The 18,215-nt window shown below is 71.7% G+C and carries 16 protein-coding genes; 7 read left to right on the top strand and 9 right to left on the bottom strand.

The features are described from left to right. Positions 1-11: 11 nt before the first annotated feature. Both J5Y10_RS15745 and J5Y10_RS15750 read right to left on the bottom strand, forming a co-directional pair. Positions 12-3,194 (bottom strand): efflux RND transporter permease subunit, encoded by a 3,183-nt coding sequence (locus J5Y10_RS15745; RefSeq protein WP_209374984.1) that lies wholly within the window; start codon positions 3,192-3,194, stop codon positions 12-14. Positions 3,195-3,203: 9 nt separating this feature from the next. Further along, positions 3,204-4,532 carry an efflux RND transporter periplasmic adaptor subunit gene (locus tag J5Y10_RS15750; RefSeq protein WP_209374985.1) on the bottom strand — a complete coding sequence of 443 codons (1,329 nt, stop codon included), beginning with the start codon at positions 4,530-4,532 and terminating at the stop codon, positions 3,204-3,206. A gap of 201 nt (positions 4,533-4,733) precedes the next feature. Here J5Y10_RS15750 and J5Y10_RS15755 point away from each other — a divergent pair, with 201 nt between their 5' ends. Beyond that, a complete protein-coding gene (locus J5Y10_RS15755; RefSeq protein WP_209374986.1) occupies positions 4,734-5,303 on the top strand; it encodes a TetR/AcrR family transcriptional regulator in 570 nt (189 codons plus the stop codon). A 291-nt stretch (positions 5,304-5,594) separates the two neighbouring features. Here J5Y10_RS15755 and rfbD read toward each other — a convergent pair whose 3' ends face one another. Together rfbD and rfbC are read right to left on the bottom strand one after the other, a co-directional pair. Then, entirely contained in the window at positions 5,595-6,485 is an 891-nt protein-coding gene (rfbD, locus tag J5Y10_RS15760) for a dTDP-4-dehydrorhamnose reductase (RefSeq protein ID WP_209374987.1), read from the bottom strand. 10 nt (positions 6,486-6,495) lie between these two features. Beyond that, a complete protein-coding gene (rfbC, locus tag J5Y10_RS15765; protein ID WP_209374988.1) occupies positions 6,496-7,149 on the bottom strand; it encodes a dTDP-4-dehydrorhamnose 3,5-epimerase in 654 nt (217 codons plus the stop codon). A gap of 208 nt (positions 7,150-7,357) precedes the next feature. On the opposite strand from rfbC, the gene J5Y10_RS15770 reads away from it, so the two are divergent. Further along, a complete protein-coding gene (locus J5Y10_RS15770) occupies positions 7,358-8,605 on the top strand; it encodes a glycosyltransferase (protein ID WP_209374989.1) in 1,248 nt (415 codons plus the stop codon). 286 nt (positions 8,606-8,891) lie between these two features. On the opposite strand, the gene J5Y10_RS15775 is transcribed toward J5Y10_RS15770, so the two are convergent. The 3 genes from J5Y10_RS15775 to J5Y10_RS15785 are packed head-to-tail and all read right to left on the bottom strand — an operon-like array spanning position 8,892 to position 11,556. After that, complete coding sequence (locus J5Y10_RS15775; protein ID WP_209374990.1) at positions 8,892-10,442, bottom strand: sensor histidine kinase; 1,551 nt, start codon at positions 10,440-10,442, stop codon at positions 8,892-8,894. A 20-nt stretch (positions 10,443-10,462) separates the two neighbouring features. After that, positions 10,463-10,801, bottom strand: coding sequence for a hypothetical protein (locus J5Y10_RS15780; RefSeq protein WP_209374991.1), 339 nt, complete (start codon positions 10,799-10,801; stop codon positions 10,463-10,465). A 53-nt stretch (positions 10,802-10,854) separates the two neighbouring features. Next, positions 10,855-11,556, bottom strand: a complete 702-nt coding sequence (locus J5Y10_RS15785) for a response regulator transcription factor (RefSeq protein ID WP_209374992.1) — start codon at positions 11,554-11,556, stop codon at positions 10,855-10,857. A gap of 117 nt (positions 11,557-11,673) precedes the next feature. Between J5Y10_RS15785 and creD the strand changes: the two genes are divergently transcribed. Together creD and J5Y10_RS15795 are read left to right on the top strand one after the other, a co-directional pair. Further along, positions 11,674-13,023, top strand: coding sequence for a cell envelope integrity protein CreD (gene creD / locus J5Y10_RS15790; RefSeq protein ID WP_209374993.1), 1,350 nt, complete (start codon positions 11,674-11,676; stop codon positions 13,021-13,023). A gap of 101 nt (positions 13,024-13,124) precedes the next feature. Next, positions 13,125-13,376 (top strand): hypothetical protein, encoded by a 252-nt coding sequence (locus J5Y10_RS15795; RefSeq protein ID WP_209374994.1) that lies wholly within the window; start codon positions 13,125-13,127, stop codon positions 13,374-13,376. 68 nt (positions 13,377-13,444) lie between these two features. On the opposite strand, the gene J5Y10_RS15800 is transcribed toward J5Y10_RS15795, so the two are convergent. Together J5Y10_RS15800 and J5Y10_RS15805 are read right to left on the bottom strand one after the other, a co-directional pair. Then, positions 13,445-13,741 (bottom strand): putative quinol monooxygenase, encoded by a 297-nt coding sequence (locus J5Y10_RS15800; RefSeq protein WP_209374995.1) that lies wholly within the window; start codon positions 13,739-13,741, stop codon positions 13,445-13,447. A gap of 71 nt (positions 13,742-13,812) precedes the next feature. Beyond that, positions 13,813-14,613, bottom strand: a complete 801-nt coding sequence (locus J5Y10_RS15805) for a type 1 glutamine amidotransferase domain-containing protein (protein WP_209374996.1) — start codon at positions 14,611-14,613, stop codon at positions 13,813-13,815. Between the two features lie 115 nt (positions 14,614-14,728). Between J5Y10_RS15805 and J5Y10_RS15810 the strand changes: the two genes are divergently transcribed. The 3 genes from J5Y10_RS15810 to J5Y10_RS15820 all read left to right on the top strand — a co-directional run bounded on the left by J5Y10_RS15810 (position 14,729) and on the right by J5Y10_RS15820 (position 18,123). Continuing rightward, complete coding sequence (locus J5Y10_RS15810) at positions 14,729-15,637, top strand: LysR family transcriptional regulator (protein ID WP_209374997.1); 909 nt, start codon at positions 14,729-14,731, stop codon at positions 15,635-15,637. Between the two features lie 130 nt (positions 15,638-15,767). Further along, positions 15,768-16,661 carry a LysR family transcriptional regulator gene (locus tag J5Y10_RS15815; RefSeq protein WP_209374998.1) on the top strand — a complete coding sequence of 298 codons (894 nt, stop codon included), beginning with the start codon at positions 15,768-15,770 and terminating at the stop codon, positions 16,659-16,661. Between the two features lie 262 nt (positions 16,662-16,923). Continuing rightward, complete coding sequence (locus tag J5Y10_RS15820) at positions 16,924-18,123, top strand: MFS transporter (protein WP_209374999.1); 1,200 nt, start codon at positions 16,924-16,926, stop codon at positions 18,121-18,123. Positions 18,124-18,215 lie beyond the last annotated feature (92 nt).

Here is an 18,215-nt window from a genome sequence, read left to right on the forward strand (position 1 = left end):
ATCCCTGGTCCTCAGTCGCCCGCCGCGGGCTGGGGCTGCGTGTTCCGGTCCGTCTGGGCCTCCTGCTCGGCCTGGCGCTCCTTCTCCACGTCGATCGCCCGCTTCGTGCGGAACAACCCGAGCACCAGCACGAAGAAGAGCGGCACGAAGAAGATCGCCAGCACCGTGCCGGTGACGACGCCGCCGATAATGCCCGTGCCGATCGCCACGCGCCCGCCCGCCCCCGCCCCGGTCGCAATCGCCAGCGGCACGACGCCGAGGACGAAGGCGAGCGAGGTCATCAGGATCGGACGCAGCCGTTCCCGCGCCGCGTGCAGCGCGGATTTCAGCAGGTCCTCACCCGTCTCAAAGTGCTCCTTGGCGAATTCCACGATCAGAATCGCGTTCTTCGCCGAGAGGCCAACGGTGGTGAGGAGGCCCACCTGGAAGTAGACGTCATTGGAGAGGCCGCGCAGCCAAGTGGCGGCCACCGCGCCGAAAACGCCGAGCGGCACCACCAGCAGCACGGAGACCGGGATGGCCCAGCTCTCATAGAGCGCAGCGAGGCAGAGGAAGACCACGATCAGCGAGATGGCGTAGAGCGGCCCGGCCTGGGCGCCGGAGGCGCGCTCCTCGTAGGAGAGGCCGCTCCACTCCACCCCGAAGCCCTGGGGAAGCTCCTTGGCCAGCCGCTCCATCTCCGCCATCGCCGCGCCCGTGCTCTGCCCCGGCGCCGCGTCGCCCTGGATCTCGACCGCGTTGATGCCGTTGAACCGCGCCAGGCCCGGCGAGCCGATCTCCCAGTTCGCGCGGGCGAAGGTGTTGAAGGGCACCATCGTGCCCGTGCCGTTGCGGACGAACCACTGGGCGAGGTCGGTCGGCAGCATGCGGTAGGCCGCCTCGGACTGGAGGTAGACGCGCTTGATGCGCCCGCGGTCCAGAAAGTCCCCGGCATAGGTGGAGCCGAAGGCGGCGGAGAGGGTGTTGTTGATGTCGGTGACGGAGAGGCCGAGCGCGCTCGCCCGCTCCCAGTCGATCTCCAGCTTGTACTGGGGCTCGTCCGGCTGGCTGTTCGGGCGCACGCCGACGAGGATGGGGCTTCTGGCGGCCGCCGCCAGCAGCTTGTCGCGCGCCGCGTTCAGCTCCGTCGGGCCCTGGCCGGAGAGCGCCATCAGCTGCATCTCGAAGCCCGTGGCATTGCCCAGTTCGGACACGGCGGGTGGGGAGAAGGCGAGGATCCGCGCGTCCCGATAGCCCGCGAAGCGCTTGATCACCCGGTTGGCGATGGCCTGGGCCGTGTGTTCGCCACCTTCGCGGTCATCCCAGTGCCGGAGGCGGACGAAGGCCATGCCTGAATTCTGGCCGCGGCCGGCGAAGCTGAAGCCAGTGATGCCGTAGACAGATTCCACATCCGCCTTCTCGTCGTTCAGCAGGTACCGCGTCACCTCGTCCAGCGCGTTCTGCGTGCGCTCCACCGTCGCGCCCGGCGGGCCGGCGATCTGCACGTAGAACACGCCCTGGTCCTCGTTCGGGAGGAAGGAGGAGGGCAGGCGGACGAAGAGCAGGGCGAGGCCGGCGGCCATCGCCGCCCAGACGATCATGAAGCGCCAGGGCCGGCGCGCCATGATCCCGACACCGCCGACATAGCCGTTCGTCATGCGGTCGAAGCCGCGGTTGAACAGGCCGAAGACCCCGCGCTTCGGCCCGTGGTTCTTGGGCCGCTTCAGGATGGTGGCGCAGAGGGCGGGGGTGAAAACCAGCGCCACGATCACCGAGAGGGTCATGGCGGTGATGATGGTGAGGGAGAACTGCCGGTAGATCACGCCCGCGGAGCCCGCGAAGAAGAACATCGGCAGGAACACCGCCGAGAGCACCATGGCGATGCCCACCAGCGCGCCGGAGATCTGGTCCATGGACTTGCGCGTGGCTTCCAGGGGGGAAACCCCCTCGGTCTCCATCACGCGCTCCACGTTCTCCACCACCACGATGGCGTCGTCCACCAGCAGGCCGATGGCCAGCACCATGGCGAACATGGTCAGCGTGTTGATGGAATAGCCCGCCAGCGCCAGGACCGCGAAGGTGCCCAGCAGCACCACGGGGATGGCCAGCGTGGGGATCAGCGTCGCCCGGAAGTTCTGCAGGAAGACGTACATGACGACGAAGACGAGGACCATCGCCTCGACCAGCGCCTTCACCACCTCATGGATGGAGATCTCCACGAAAGGCGTGGTGTCGAAGGGGTAGACCACCTCCAGGTTGGAGGGGAAGGTCGGGCGCAGCCGCTCAATCGTCGCCCGCACCGCATTGGCGGTGGAGACGGCGTTGGCGCCGCTGGCCAGCTGCACGCTGATGGCGGCGGAGGCGCGGCCGTTGAACTGGGCGCTGACCGCGAAGCTCTGCGCGCCCAGCTCGATCCGCGCCACGTCGCGCAGCCGCACCTGGGACCCGTCCTGGTTCACCCGCAGCAGGATGGCACCGAACTGCTCCGGCGTGTTCAGGTAGCTCGGCCCGATCAGCGTGGCGTTCAGCTGCTGGCCGGGCAGCGCCGGGCGCGCGCCCAACTCGCCGGAGGCCACCTGCACGTTCTGCGACTGCACCGCCGCCGAGACATCCGACGGGATCATGTTGAACGCGGTCAGCTTCGCGGGATCGAGCCAGATCCGCATGGCATACTGCGATCCGAACAGGTTGTAGTCGCCCACCCCCGTGGTGCGGGTGATCGGGTCCTGCACGTTGCTGGCGATGAAGTCCGCTAGGTCGCTGCTGGTCATCGTCCCGTCCTTGGAGACGAAGCCGATGACCATGAGGTTGGCGCGGCTGGCCTTCGCCACGCGGATGCCCTGCTGGCGCACGGTCTCCGGCAGGCGTGGCTCGGCGAGCGACAGCTTGTTCTGCACCTGCACCTGCGCCGTATCGGCATTGGTGCCCTGGGCGAAGGTCAGCTCAATCGTGGCGCTGCCGTCGCGGTTGCTGGTGGAGGTGAAGTAGAGCAGCCCGTCCAGCCCGGTCATCTGCTGCTCGATGGGCTGCACCACCGTGTTCTGTACGGTCTCCGCTGAGGCGCCGGAGTAGCTGAGCGAGATGCGGATCGTGGGCGGCGCGATGTTTGGATACTGCGAGACCGGCAGGGTCCGCAGGCAGATCAGGCCGATCAGCATGATCGCGAGCGCGATGACCCAGGCGAAGACCGGCCGGTCGATGAAGAAGCGTGCCATGATGCGGCCTCAGCCCTGCCGGGAAGCCTGCTGGCCCTGCGGCCGCTGCTCCCTCTGTGCCTCGGGCGGCCCGCCGCCCTCCTGTCCCTGCCCCTGGGGCTGTCCCTGGGGCTGCCCCCCCGGCGCCGGCTGGCGGGACCGGCGGTCCAGCTCCTCCAGCGTGATCTCCTCGATCTGGGGCTTCGCGCCGGGCTGCACGTTCTGCGCGCCCTGGACGATCACCTTGTCGCCCTGCTGCAGCCCGGCATTCACCACCCAGCGCGTGCCGACGGCCTGGCCGGCATCCAGCACGCGCTCCTGCACCGTGCCGTCCGCCTGCACCACCTTCGCCACGGCCTGGCCGCGATAGTTCCGCGTCACCGCCTGTTGCGGCACGAGAAGCGCGTCGGAAACACCCTCGGCCAGCCGGGCGCGGACGAACATGCCGGGCATCAGCACGCCATCGGGGTTGGGGAACACCGCGCGCAGGGTCACCGCGCCGGTGGTCGGCTCCACCGTCACCTCGGAAACCTGGAGCTGGCCGGGGCGAGCGTACTCGGTCCCGTCCTCCATCAGCAGCCGCACCTCGGCCGCCGTGTCGCTCGCCCGGCGCAGGCTCCCGGACTCCATGTCCCGCCGCAGCCGCAGCAGGGTGGAGGCGGGCTGGGTCACGTCCACATAGATCGGGTCCAGCCGCGTCACCGTCATGAGGGCGGTCGTCTGGTCCGCCGTCACCAGCGCGCCCACCGTCACCGCGGCGCGGCCGGTCCGCCCCTCGATGGGAGAGGTGATGTTGGTGTAGCCCAGGTTGATCCGCGCGGTCTGGACCGAGGCCTGGCTAGAGGCGACATCCGCCTCCGCCTGCTTCTGCGTGGCCACCGCGTTGTCGTAGTCCAGCCGGCTGACCGCGTTCTGCTGCACCAGCGGGCGGTAGCGTGTCACCGTCACCCGCGCCTGGCCCAGCGTCGCCTGCGCCTTGTCCAGCGCGGCCTCCGCGCTTGCCAGGGCCGCCCGATAGGGGGCGGGGTCGATCTGGAACAGCGGGTCACCGGCCTTCACCTGCTGCCCCTCGCGAAACTTCCGCTCGCGGATCACCCCGCCCACCTGGGGCCGGATCTCCGCCACCTCAAAGGCCGCGGTCCGCCCGGGCAGGGTGGTGTTGAGCGTCACCGCCTCCGGCCGCAGGCTCACGACCGAGACGGTGGGGGGCGGGCCGGCATTCGCGCCCTTGCCCTCAGCCTCCGCTTTGTCGTCGCACCCCGCTACCGTCAGGGCCGCCACCAGGGCCAGCCCGCCCAGCAGGGCATCCCGCCGGCTGGCGGGCCGGGACCGTCGCGGCTCGTTCGTGAAGCTCGTCATGAAAGGCCTCGCAATCCCTTGCGTAACACTGGGAAACTTTCTAGTTTCCGCAAGCCGGAAACTCTGCCGTTTCCGGTTCGCCGTCAAGGCTCCTTGTTGCAGTGCAGCAGCCCCAGGTGAAATGGAGTTAACGTGAGCATCAGCGTGCCGGCCCTGGACTTCCCCTGTACGGCGGAGCGAGGCGATCCCAGAATCCGCATCATGGCTGCCGCCGAGGCCGCCTTCGTCGCCCAGGGCTTCCGCCTGACCACGATGGACACCGTGGCCCGGGGCGCCGGATGCTCAAAGAAGACCCTCTACAAGCTCTTCAACTCGAAGGAGGAGTTGTTCCAGGAACTCCTGGCGACCTCCCGCCGCGCCTTCGAGCGACTGCCCGTGGCCACCACGCTGCCCCCCGAAGAGGCGCTGGAAGCCTTCCTGGCCGACCTCGCCGCCATGATTCTGCGGGACAGCCACATCGCCCTGACCCGCATCGCGGTGGCGGAGGCCGGGCAGCTCCCCCGTCCGCTACCCGCCCCCGCCGGCGAGCCGGAGATCGCCCGCCTTGCCCTGGACGACTACCTGGCCGAACTCGGCCGGACCGGGGCCTACGACATGCCCGACCCCGCCGAGGCCGCCCGCATGCTCATCGGCATGGCGCTCGGCGCCTTCCACCACGAGCTTCTCGCCGGCCTCGAGGCCCGGGTGCCCGAAGACACCCTGGCCCGCCGCATCCGCACCTCCGTCCGCATCTTCCTCCTGGGCTGCCGAGCCCCGGTTGCCATGGCCTGATCGGTCCGGAACCAGGGGGCGCCGCCCCCTGGAACCTCCGCCAAGGGCCTGAGGCCCTTGGATCCCCGTCTGGCCGCCGCCTGTGCCGTCCTGACATGGGCTTCGGCGTGAGGGGATTGATCCTGCCCCTGCAGTCGCCTCGGGTCGTGGACCCGAGGCGCACCGTCAGCAAAACAGGACCAACCGCTAGAAGAAGATGAAGGTGAGGGGTCCGGGGAGAGGAAGAATTCCTTCTTCCTCTCCCCGGGACAGACCGACAGTGAAGGACCAGAGACGGCGCTGCAGCCCCGCCTACTGCCCCTCATCCCGGAGCGCGTCGAGGCAGCGCGACAGGGACACCCGCCAGTCCGGCGCCGGGATACCGTGGATCCGTTCGATGCGCCCGCAGTCCAGGCGCGCATCGGCCGGCCGGCGGGCCGGGGCCGGATAAGCCGCGCTCGGGATGGCTGTCAGCGCCGGCACCCTCCGGCCGCGGGCGGCGGCTTCCTTGAAGATCGCCTCCGCGAAGCCGTGCCAGCTGGTGTGCGGCCAGCCCGTGAGGTGAAAGATCCCGAAGCCCGGATCGCCGGCGGGCCGGGCCGCCAGCGCGGGCAGCAGGCGGGCGATCGCGTCGGCGAGATCCTCGGCGAAGGTCGGGGCGCCGAGCTGGTCGGAGACGACGGAGAGCTGCTCCCGCTCCGCCCCGAGCCGCAGCATGGTGCGGAGGAAGTTGGAGCCGTGCGGGCCGCAGACCCAGGCCGCGCGGAGGACGAGGCTGCGCGGGTGCGCGGCGAGGACGGCCGCCTCCCCCGCCAGCTTGGAGCGGCCATAGACATTGAGGGGCCCGGTGGGCGCCGCCTCATCGAGAGGGGCCCCGCCATCCCCGCCGAAGACGTAGTCGGTGGAGACCTGCACGAAGGGGATGTCGCGGTCGGCGGCCGCCCGGGCCAGCCTCCCCGCGCCCTCCGCATTGATGGCGAAGGCCGGTTCCGGCTCCGCCTCCGCCCGGTCCACAGCCGTGTAGGCGGCCGCGTTCACCACCGCGTCCGGCGCCGCCGCATCCACTGTCCGCGCGATGCCCGCAGGATCGCCCAGGTCCAGCTCCGGCCGCCCCAGCGCGATCACGCCGTGCCCGTCCCGGGGAAGGCGGTCCTGAAGCGCCCGGGCCAGTTGGCCCGTGCGGCCGGCGATCAGCACGCGCATGGGGCGGGCCTCAGAAGAAGGGGGGCAGGTCCCGCAGGCGGGGATGGAGGCGATCCTTGTCCGAGAGGATGGGGCCGCCGGGCAGTTCGGGCCAGGGCAGGCCAAGCTCCGGGTCGTCCCAGGCCAGTCCGCGATCCAGCTCGGGGGCGTAGAAATCGTCCACCTTGTAGGCGACCTCCGTCTCCGCCTCGAGGGTGACGAAGCCGTGCGCGAAGCCGGCGGGCACGTAGAGCTGCTCCGCCCCCTCCCCCGACATGTTGCAGGCGACGTGGCGGCCGAAGCTGGCGGAACCCCGGCGCAGGTCCACGATCACGTCCAGGATCGCCCCGCGCAGCACGCGGACGAGCTTCGCCTGTGCGGCCGGCGGCGCCTGGAAGTGCATCCCGCGCAGCGTCCCGGCCGCGCGGGAGAGGGAGTGGTTGTCCTGCACGAAGCGCTCCGTCACGCCCAGCGCCTGGAAATCGCGCTCGCTATAGGTCTCGCAGACGGAACCGCGGGCATCGGCGAAGCGGCGCGTGCAGAGCAGGAGCGGCCCCTCGATCGGAAGGCGCCAAGCGGAGACGTTGCCGCTCTTGGCGTCCGGTGCGCGCAGGAAGGGATGGAGAAGGGAAACGCCGGTCGGCGTCTCGCTGAACCCGGCTGCGGCCACCTCGCCCTGCGGCATCCTCGTCCCCCTTTCTACCGCCCTCTTGGCAGCGGGACGGACCGGCGCCAGCGGGGCGCGGATCGTCGTCCTGGCCGCGATCCTCGCCCGCCGGGCCGTCCCAAAGCAAGGCAGGTCCGGTCACAGCCCGGCCAGCCCCGGCGCCCGGAAGACAGGCCTCCGGAACAGGGCCTTGTCAGGCGGTAGCCGGCCGGGAATACCGGATTCCATGAGGGTCCTGCTCGTTCATCCGAACTTCCCGGGCCAGTATGCCCACCTTCTGCCCGCCCTTGCTGCCCGGCGGGGAACCCAGGTGGTCGGGATCGGCGCGCGCAAAGCTCCCGTGCCCGATGGCGTGACCCTGCGGGTCTACGAGCCGCCCCCGCCGGCGCCCGATGCCGTCCACCGCTCCGCCCGCCCCACCCACGCCGCCGCAGCCCGCGCGGAGAAGGTGGCGGCCCACGCGCTGGAACTGCGGCGCGACGGTTTCGTCCCCGACGTCATCTTCAGCCATATCGGCTGGGGCGACACCCTGTTCCTGAAGGATGTCTTCCCCTCCACGGCTCTGCTCCTCTACGCGGAGTTCTTCTACAGCCCGACCGGCGCCGATGTCGGCTTCGAACCGGGCAGGCCGACCACGGTGCAGGACGCCGTCCGCGTGCGCGGCCTGAACATGCCCCTCCTCGCCTCCGTCCAGGCCTCCGACTGGGGCATGACCCCCACGCGCTGGCAGCGCGCCCGCTTCCCGGACTGGTTCCAGGACCGCATGAGCGTGGTGCACGAGGGCATCGACACCGCGGTCTGCCGCCCCGATCCCGCCGCGCGCTTCACCCTGCCGGACGGCACCGTGCTGAAACGTGGGGACGAGGTGGTGACCTACGTCGCCCGGAACCTGGAACCCTATCGCGGCTTCCCTACCTTCATGCGGGCCCTGCCCGCGCTGCTGGCCGCGCGCCCCAACGCCCGCGTGGTGATCGTGGGCGGCAACGGCACCAGCTACGGCGCCCCGCCCCAGAACGCGGCGACCTGGCGGGAGGCGATGCTGGCCGAGACCGGCCCGCTGGACCCCGCGCGCGTCCACTTCCTCGGCCAGATCCCCCACCCGGCCCTGCACGCGCTGTTCCGCGTCGCCTCCGTCCACGTCTATCTCACGCTTCCCTTCGTTCTCTCCTGGAGCGTGCTGGAGGCGATGGGCTGCGGCACTCTCATCCTCGGCTCCGCCACCCCACCCGTGCAGGAGGTGATCGAGGACGGGCGGAACGGCCTTCTGACGGACTTCTTCGACCACGACGCCCTGGCCCGCCGCATTGCGGAAGTGCTGGCTGACCCCAGGCGCTTCGATCCGCTCCGCCAGGCCGGCCGCGAGACGATCAAGGCGCGCTACGACCTCCGCCGCGTCTGCCTGCCCCGGCAACTCGCCGTCCTCGACGCCCTGGCCGCGCGGCGCCGGCCGGCGACCTATCTCGAGAACGCCTGAGGATTGCGAGCACGGCCCCAGGGAGGCGCCGCCTCCCTGGAACCCTCCGCCAGGAGGCTGAGCCTCCTGGACCTGCATCGGGCTGCCGCGGATGCGATGATCGACGGGCGGCAACGAAGGGATCCTAGATCCGCGTCAGTCCTGGCCGCGCTGTCAGTCGCCTGAGGTCATCGACCTCAGGCGCGCCGCCAGACGGGTATCCCGCGGCAGCGGACCAGAAAAAGATGAGAGGGGGCCCAGGAGGAGAGAACTCCTTCTCTCCCCCTGGGCCACCAGAACCACGCCGTCAGGAAGCCTCCGGAACCGCCCGCGCCAGGACGATACGAAAGCGCGCGCCCTGCACCGCGGGCATCACCTCGATCCGCCCGCCCGCGCCCTCCACCAGGGATCGCGCGATGGCCAGGCCGAGCCCGGTTCCGCCCGCCTCCCGCGCCGTGGTGAAAAAGGGGTCGAAGGCGCGGGCGGCGTTGGCGGGGGAGAGGCCGGGGCCGTCGTCGGAGACGGTCATCGTAGCGGTCGCGGCGTCCTGGCGGAGGGTGACAGCCACGGTGGTGCCGGGCCCGGCATGGGCCAGGGCGTTGCCGAGCAGGCTGTCCAGCACCGTCGCGACGGCCTGCGGGGCAATGGCAGCCCCGGCCTCGCCGGAGATCGTGACGCGGAGGGCGGGATAGCGGGCGGCGGCGGCCTCGGCCAGCGGGCGCAGGGCGGAGCGGCCGCCGGCCGCGGCCATGTCGGCGCGGGCAAGGGCGAGAAGGCCGCCGACGAGGCGGTCCAGCCGCGCCACGCCGTCCTCGATCGTCGTGGCGAAGCGGGCGCGCTCCTCGGGCGACATGGCCTCGCCGTGCTCGGCCAGCAGCTCGGCGGCGCCGCGCATGGCCGCAAGCGGCGTCTTGAACTCGTGGCTGACATGGGCGGCCAGGCCGCGGACATAGGTGGCGCGGCCCTCCAGCGTGGCGGTCATGCGGGCGATGGCCTCGGACAGCTCGGCGGCCTCGCGCACGGCGGTGCGGGGCACGGGCGGCAGGCGCGCGGTGCCGCCGGCGGCCACCTCGCGCGCGGCGCGCACCACGACATCCAGCGGGCGGGTGATGAGGCGGGAGGCGAGGGCCGCGAGGGCGGCCACGAGCAGCAGCAGCAGCAGCGCCACCGCCGCGATTTCCGGCACCTTGCCCGAGACGGTTTGGGTGACGGTGGAAGGGGTGCGGGAGAGGAGGATGACCGCGTCCACCCTCTCCCCGTCCAGCACGGGCATGGCGAGGTGGACGCGCAGGCCGGCGGTGCGGCTGATGCCGCCGGGAACCTCGGTCGCGATCTTCTCCCGCCGGCGCAGCACGGCCAGCGGGCGGCCCGCGCGCGCCGCCTCCACCTCCTCCAGCCCGGCGAGGGAGAGGCCGGTGTCGGCGCCGGTGGAGGCCACCACCACGCCCGAGGCATCCAGCAGGCGCAGGGCCGCGAGCGTCACGGCCTGGGTGTCGCGCAGCACGGGCAGCAGGCGGGCGCCGGCCGCGGCGGCCTCTGGCTCGGGGGGCGGGCCGGGGCGCGGATCGGGGGCCAGGGGCAGCACGGTGTCGTGGGCCAGGTCCAGGCCGCGGCGGCGCGCCGTCTCCAGCGCGCGGGTCGTCAGGCCGTCCGCGAGGCTCTCCGGCGCGATGCCCCGCGCCGCGCGCCACGCGCCGGCCAGGACAGCGGCCTGGGCGCGCAGCTCCGTCTCGGTCTGCCGCACCAGCGCGCTCTCATACAGGCGCAGCGCCCAGAAGCCCGTGACGGGCAGGACGAGCACGACGAGGTTGCTCAGCAGCAGGAGGGTCCGCAGGCGCGGGCGCCGGAAGGCGGGCATCGCGGGGCGGTGCCCGGCGGCTACTTCCGGCCGCCCTCGGTCACGACGCGGGCCGGCCGCTCGCCATCGGGCTCCTCGGCCGTGGTGATGGTGCCAGTGCCCAGCAGAACCGCGAAGAGGAGCATCGGGGCCGCCCAGATCTGCAAAGGGATCCCCCAGAAGGAGTGCTGCGTCGGCCCACCGCGGTTCCAGCGCAGCCCGAGCACGAGGGTAGCGATGCCTGCCAGCCCCATGGTGACCGCGACGGCGCGGTCCACCTCCGGCCCGTCCACCTGCCGCAGGACGATGAGGGGCAGGAACATCGCGAGCGCCGCGAGGAAGATCACCCAGTGTCCGCGGCCCTGCCAGAACACGATCATGCGCCAAACTCCATGATGCCGACGCCTGGTCGCGCGCGTCTATTCGCACCCATCTAATCGCACGGCCCGAGCCGGTAGCCGAAGCCCGGCAGCGTCTCCACCGGCGCGGCGCCGAGGGCGGCGAACTTCGCGCGCAGGCGCCGGACGTGGCTGTCGATGGTGCGGTCGGACACGATCCGCTCCACCGTGTAGGCGCCGTCCATCAGCGCGTCGCGGTTCAGCACGCGGCCCGGGCGGCGCATGAGGGTGCGGAGCAGGCCGAACTCGGTGGCCGTCAGCACCACTTCCCGCCCGTCCCAGGTCACGCGCGCCGTGCCGGGATCCAGGGCCAGGCGGCCATGGCGCAGCACCTCGTCCACCGGCGCCGGGACCGCCGCGACCGGCGCCCCGCGCCGCAGCACGGCCCGCACCCGCGCCACCAGCTCCCGCGGGCTGAAGGGCTTGGTGAGGTAGTCGTCGCCGCCGATCTCCAGCCCCACGACGCGGTCCACCTCGTCGTCGCGCGAGGAGAGGAACAGCACGGGGATCGCGGCTGCGGCCCCGCCTGAGGCGCGGAGGGCGCGGCACATCTCCGTGCCGTCCATCTCCGGCAGCATCACGTCCAGCACGACGAGGTCGGGCAGCGCCTCCCGCGCGGCGGCGAGACCCGCGGCGCCGTCGGCGGCCTCCAGCGTGGCGTAGCCGGCGCGGGAGAGGGCGAAGCGCACGACATCCCGGATCGCCGGGTCGTCGTCCACGATCAGGATCCGCGCCATGCCCCTCCCCGTCTGCACCGGATTTGCACGGGCCCGGCACCGCCTTTCCCCGCCCGCGTCATCGGCCGGGCACGGCGGGCCGCGAGGATGACCGCCTCATCCCCGGAGGCCAAGACCGTGAGCGACATCCCCCATCCCTCCCCCATCCCCGCCGCGCAACCCCGCCCACCGCTGAAGCTCGGGCGCGCGGGCAAGCTCGCCCTCGTCGGCGGGCTGCTGCTGGTGCTGCTGCTGCCCCACCTCATGATCGAGGGCGTGATCGAGGAGCGCGAATCCTACCAGGACCAGGTGCGGGAGGGCATTGCCCGCAGCTGGGGCCCGGCCCAGTCCGTGCTCGGCCCCGTGCTGGTCGTGCCGACCCGCGCCCCCGCCCCGCGCGCCGTGAACGAGACCGGCCCGATGCGCTGGGACCGCGGGGCCGTGGCCGTGCTCCCCACGCGGCTGGGGGCGGAGGCACGGCTGGCGCCGGAGCGCCGCCGGCGCGGGCTGTTCGAGGCGGTGGTCTACGAGGCGGAGGTCGCGCTCACCGCCACCATCGCCGTGCCCGCGATCACCGCGGAACCGGAGACAGAGCTGCTGTGGCGGGAGGCCTTCCTCGTCACCGGCGCCAGCGACCTGCGCTCCGCCGCCGCCGGCGCCCGCCTCTCGGCGGATGGGCGCGACCTCTCGGCCCGCGACGCGCCCGACGCCAACTGCTTCGGGGCCGAGCTGGTGCGCTGGGACCTGGGGCTGGACGGCCCGCCGGAGCCCGGCCGCACCCTGACGCTGGCGGGCGGCCTGTCCATGCGCGGAACCGGCAGCTTCGGCCTGCTGCCCCTGGCGCGCCGGGCGGAGCTCTCCGTCGCCGCGCCCTGGCCGACGCCGAGCTTCACCGGCGCCGGGCTGCCCGTGCGCTCCGACGTGACGGAGACGGGCTTCAGCGCGAACTGGCAGGAGGGCACGGGCCAGCCCCTGGTCCGTTCCCTCGGCAGCAGCTGGTGCCAGGCCCTGACCGCCTCGGGCACGAGCGTCGGCGTGGACCTGCTGGAGGCGGTGCCGACCTATCGCATGGTCACCCGCGCCTCGAAATACGCAGCGATGTTCCTGGCGCTCGCCTTCCTCACCTACGTGCTGTTCGAGCTGGTGGCGGGGGTGCGGATCCACCTCGTGCAGTACGGGCTGCTCGGCCTCTCCGTCGTGCTCTTCCCGCTGCTGCTGCTCGCCTTCGGGGAGCCGCTGGGCTTCGCCGCGGCCTATGCGATCAGCACCGCGGCGGTGGTGGCGCAGGCCTCGGCCTATACGGCGGCGGTCACGCGGCGGGCGGCGCTGGCCGGGCTTTTCGCGGGGATCCTCGGCGGGCTGTTCGGCTTCCTCTACGTGGTGCTGAGCCTGGAAGCCTACGCGCTGCTGGCCGGCACCGTCGCCCTCTTCGCCGCCCTCTCGGTGGTGATGGCCGTCACCCGCCGCGTGGACTGGGCGGGGGAATAGCCGCGGCGCCCGCGAGGGTTGGGGGGCCGGGACGTCCCGGCCCCTTCGGCGCGGGGGATGGCGGGCGGGGACGGCCAGGCCCATCTCGCTCACCGATGGACATGATCCTCTCCGCGATCTGGCACGGGTTCTGGGGGCTGATCCGGGCCCTGGGCGCCCTGGTCAGCCTTCTGTTCGACCCGCTCTCCCTCCTGCCGTCCGGAAAGGGCGGGGCGGAGCAGGTCCCGCCGGAAACGGAGGAGCCGGCGGCGCGGCAAGTCGTCGCGGGCGATCCGCCCGTGCCGTTGGAGGAAACCCGGCGGCAATGGCCGGCGCCGCCGGAACGCGGGCCGTCCCCGAAGAACGGCCAATAGCCGGGTCAGGTGGATGGCCGGCATCGCGCCGCTGCCCGCCCCGCGCCCATCCCGGCCGCTCCGCCGCTTCAGCCGACCGCGGCCGGGTCGAGAACGACGGCGGTCCGATCCGCCAGGTCGTTGATGACCGACAGGTAGTTCTGGAAGTGAGGGGTCGCGCGATGGGCCGCCACCGCCTCACGATCGGCGTAGAGCTCGTCGAGCACGAAGCGGTCGGCATCGGCCTGGTCCTGCCACAGGTCGTAGCGCAGGTTTCCCGGTTCCGCGCGGCTCCGGGCGATCATCCCGTCCAGCAGGGTTCTGAGTTCCGCGGCCTTTCCCGGCCGGGCGGCGAGGATCGCCATGATCTTAACCTGGTTGGTCATCTCGCCATGTTCTCCTGAAGGTGCAGCCTCGGCGGGGCGGGGGCGAAGCGCCCCGCCCGTCATGCGCGTCCTCACGCCTCTGCCAGCGCGTGGTCGAGCGCCTCGATCAGCCTGGCGGCAAGCTGATGGTCGGAACTCGGGTTCTGGCCGGTGATCAGCTCGCGGTCGACGACCACGTTGGGCGCGAAGTCCACGGGATTGACGCCCACCCTGCCGCCCGCGGCCTGCAGCGCCTCGGGCATGTCGAAGTACAGCTTGCCGTGCAGGAGAGCGTCCTCGGCAATCCTCTCCTCGCTGGCCGAGAAGACGGTCATCCGGTAGCCCGCATAGGCCCAGCCCCGGGCATACTCGGCCGCCCCCGCCTCGTCGCCCGCGATCAGTGCGGCGCGGAACTCCCGGGCACGGGGCATTGCCGCGACGATGGCAACCGGGCCATGGCAGAGCAGCGCCGTCGGCTTTCCGGCCTCATGGAAGTGGCGGAGGATCGTGCCGAGATCGGCGTCCTGCATCAGGTCCACCACGGGCGCATGGCCGCCGGGCACGAAGAGGCCGGCGAAGCGGTCCAGCCCGTCCTCCACCACCGAGCGCAGCCTGCGCACCTCGTTCATCGAGGGATCGTCGGCGTAGAAGCGCCGGGCGCGCGCATAGGCGGCCTCGTCGCCTCCAAAATGCTGCACGGAGTCCGAGGCCTCGTCGATATGCGGCCTGGTTCCGTCCGGGGTGGCGAGCACGACGTCGTAGCCGGCCTTGATCAGCGCCATCGCGGGCACGACCGTCTCGTTGAGGTACTGCCCGATCGCGGCCGTGCCGCCGCCCCGCAACTCGATCCGCGTGGCGTTGGAACCGGCCACAAGCACTGTTCCCTTGGTCATCTGAGCCTCCGTTGCGCGATCCGCGTCTCCTGCGGACAGGCAGAACTTGGCTCAGGCCGAGATATTCCAGAACTTTATCTTCTTGATTTCAGATATTCATCTCACACTATAAGTCATGCGCTACGACCTGAACCTCCTGCCGATCTTCATCGCCCTCATGGAGGAGCGTAGCGTCACGCGCGCGGCGGAGCGGCTGGGCATGACGCAGCCGGCGCTGTCGAACGCGCTCTCACGCCTGCGGGTCATGCTGCGCGACCAGCTCTTCATCCGCGAGCGCTACGGCATCCAGCCGACCGCGGTGGCCCAGGAACTGGCGCCCGGCATCGCCGAGGCGCTGGCGAGGCTGGACGACGCCGTGCTCGGCCAGCAGGACTTCGATCCCGCCAAGGCCGACCGGCTCCTGACCATCGCGCCCAATGGCTATGTCGAGTTCGTGCTGGTGCCCGCTATCGTCGCGCGGCTGCGGCAAGTGGCTCCCGGCATCAGGCTGCGGCTGACCCCCTACAGCAACGACCTGGTCGAGACCGGCATCACCTCCGGCACCACCGCGCTGGTGCTCGGCCGCATCGTCGATCCGCCCGACAATCTCGTCGTGCAGCACCTCATGGATGAGGGGCTCGCCTGCGTGGTGCGGGCGGACCACCCCGAGGTCGGCGACACCCTCACCCGCGAGGGATTCGAGCGGCTCAGGCACGTCAACGTGGTTCCGCCCGGCCGCATGCGGGCAGGGCTGTTCCAGGCGATGGCGGAGCAGCGGCTCCGGCGCGAGGTCGCCATCTCCGTCACCAACTTCTTCGCGGTCGCGGAGATGGTCGCCGTCACGGACTACTGCGCGACGCTGCCGGAGCTGATCTGCCGCAGGCTGGCGCACGACCCCCGGCTGAAGGTCCTGCCATCGCCCGTCGATCTCGGGACCTTTCCGGTCGAGATGGCCTGGCATGTGCGGTACCGCCACGATCCGGCGCACCGCTGGCTGAGGTCGCTCATCGCCGAAGTGGCGGGCCGCATGGTCCGGCCGCTTTGATGGCGGCGCGGCCCTGCGCCCATCCACGGACCCGTGCCGGCTTCCCAGGAGCGGCCGTTCCGTGGATCACGCCGGACAGTTCGGTGACCGGCGCAGAGCCGGGGCCAGACAGCATGAGAGGACTTCGTGAATGCCGCGGGGCAGCGTGAACGACCTGCTGGCCTTCCTGGCCGTCGCCCGGGAGCGCAGCTTCACCAGGGCCGCCGCCAAGGCAGGGGTCTCGCAATCCGCCCTCAGCCACACGATCCGGCAGTTGGAGACGAGGCTCGGTGTGCGCCTCCTGACCCGCACCACGCGGGCGGTGTCGCTGACGGAGGCGGGCGCCCGCCTGGCCGAGGGCATCGGCCCGCATTTCGAGGAGATCGAGCACCAGATCGAATCGCTGAGCGAGCTGCGCGACAAGCCGGCCGGCACCATCCGCATCGTCGCCTCGGACCACGCGATCGCGCATGTCCTGTGGCCGAAGCTGCGGGGCTTCCTGCCGCGCTACCCCGACGTGAAGGTGGAGCTCAGCCTCGACAACGGCCTTACCGACATCGTCGAGGAGCGGTTCGACGCGGGGGTCCGGATGGGCGAGCACCTCGCCAAGGACATGATCTCCGCCCGCATCGGCCCGGATTTCTGCCTCGCGGTCGTGGGCTCGCCCTCCTACTTCGCCGGCCGCACGAGGCCGGCGCGGCCGAGGGACCTCGTCAACCACGCCTGCATCAACTTCCGCCTGCCCAGCGCCGGCGGGTTCTATGCCTGGGAGTTCGAGGAGGACGGGCGGGAGATCAGGATCCGGGTCGAAGGCCAGCTCGCCTTCAGCAACACCTTCAACCTCCTCGAGGCGGCGCTCGACGGCTTCGGCCTCGCCTATATCCCGGAGTCGATCATCCTGCCCTATGTCGCGGAGGGGCGGCTCCAGCGCGTGCTGCAGGAGTTCTCGCCGCATTGGGACGGCTACTACCTCTACTATCCCAGCCGTCGCCAATCCTCCCCCGCCTTCGTCGCGCTGGTGGAGGCGCTTCGCCACCGCGGCTGAGGCCCGGCCTGCGGCGGGGGGCAGGCTGGATCGATGAACTGCGTTCATAGGTCCATGCGGCACGGAACCGCTAATCGCTGACTGGTGCCCGGGCTACCTCTCACGCGGCAGGCCGGGGCGGAACCCGGCCATGGCCTCGCTCCCGGGTTCCTCCCGGGGGCCTTTCCCCGCTCTCGATGCGCTCCTGCCGGGGTGCGGCACCGCCGCCCCCGGCGATGGCCGTCCCGCAGCCTCCATGACGGGTCAAGGTAAGAAGATGCTGATGCAAGCCGCATCCGGGAGCAGCCCGGCCGATGAGGGGCGGGCCTCCTGGGGCGCCGTCCTCGCGCTGTCGCTCGGCGCCTTCGCCCTCGTCGCCTCCGAGTTCATGCCGGTCAGCCTGCTGACGCCGATCGCGTCCGACCTGCAGGTCAGCGAGGGACAGGCGGGGCAGGCGATCTCGGTCTCCGGCGCCTTCGCCGTGTTGACGAGCCTGTTCATCGCCTCCGCCGCGGGACGGCTCGACCGGAAGGTGCTGCTGCTGGGCCTGACCGGCCTCATGGTCGTCTCCGGCGCGATCGTGGCGGTGGCGCCGAACTACCTCGTCTTCATGCTCGGCCGCGCGCTCGTCGGGGTCGCGATCGGCGGCTTCTGGTCGATGTCGGCCGCCACCGCCATGCGGCTCGTGCCGGACCGGCAGGTGCCGCGCGCCCTGGCGATCCTGAACGGGGGGAATGCGCTGGCGACCGTGGTCGCGGCACCGATGGGCAGCTTCCTCGGCGGGCTGATCGGATGGCGCGGGGCCTTCTTCTGCGTCGTGCCGGTCGCGGCGGCCGTCTTCCTCTGGCAGCTGGCGAGCCTTCCTTCCATGAGGCCGGAAACCCGGTCGAACCCCGCCGGGGTCTTCGGCCTGCTGGGCCGCCCCGTGGTCGCCCTGGGCATGGCTGCCGTCAGCCTTTTCTTCATGGGCCAGTTCGCGCTCTTCACCTATCTGCGGCCCTTCCTGGAGATGGTGGCCCATGTCGACGTGCCCACGCTGTCGCTCATCCTGCTCGCCATGGGCCTGGCCGGCTTCATCGGCACGACCCTGATCGGCGGCTTCCTGGAGGGCGGCCTGTACCGCACGCTGATTGTCATCCCCGCGCTGATGGCCGTGATCGCGGTGGCGCTCACCGCCATCGGGGGCTGGATCGGGCTCTCGGCCGTGCTGCTCGGCCTTTGGGGCCTGTTCGCCACCTCGGCTCCGGTCGGCTGGTGGACTTGGCTGGCGAGGACGCTGCCGGAGGAGGCGGAGGCCGGCGGCGGCCTGATGGTGGCCGTCGTCCAGCTCGCCATCACCCTCGGCGCGACGGTGGGCGGGCTGCTCTTCGACGCGAGCGGATACCGCACGACCTTCGTCTTCAGCGCCGTCCTGCTCCTCCTCGCGGCCGTCCTGGCGGGCTTCACCCGGCTCGCCTCGGCCCGCGCTGCCGCGGCCGGCTAGACCGCGCCCGGAACAGGCCGCGCTCCCGGAGCCCCGCCCCTTCCACACGCCATGATGATCGTGGAGCGGGCCTGACAGCCCCCTCCGGAATG

It is taken from the genome of Roseomonas indoligenes, from assembly GCF_017813365.1.
Classification (GTDB): domain Bacteria; phylum Pseudomonadota; class Alphaproteobacteria; order Acetobacterales; family Acetobacteraceae; genus Roseomonas; species Roseomonas indoligenes.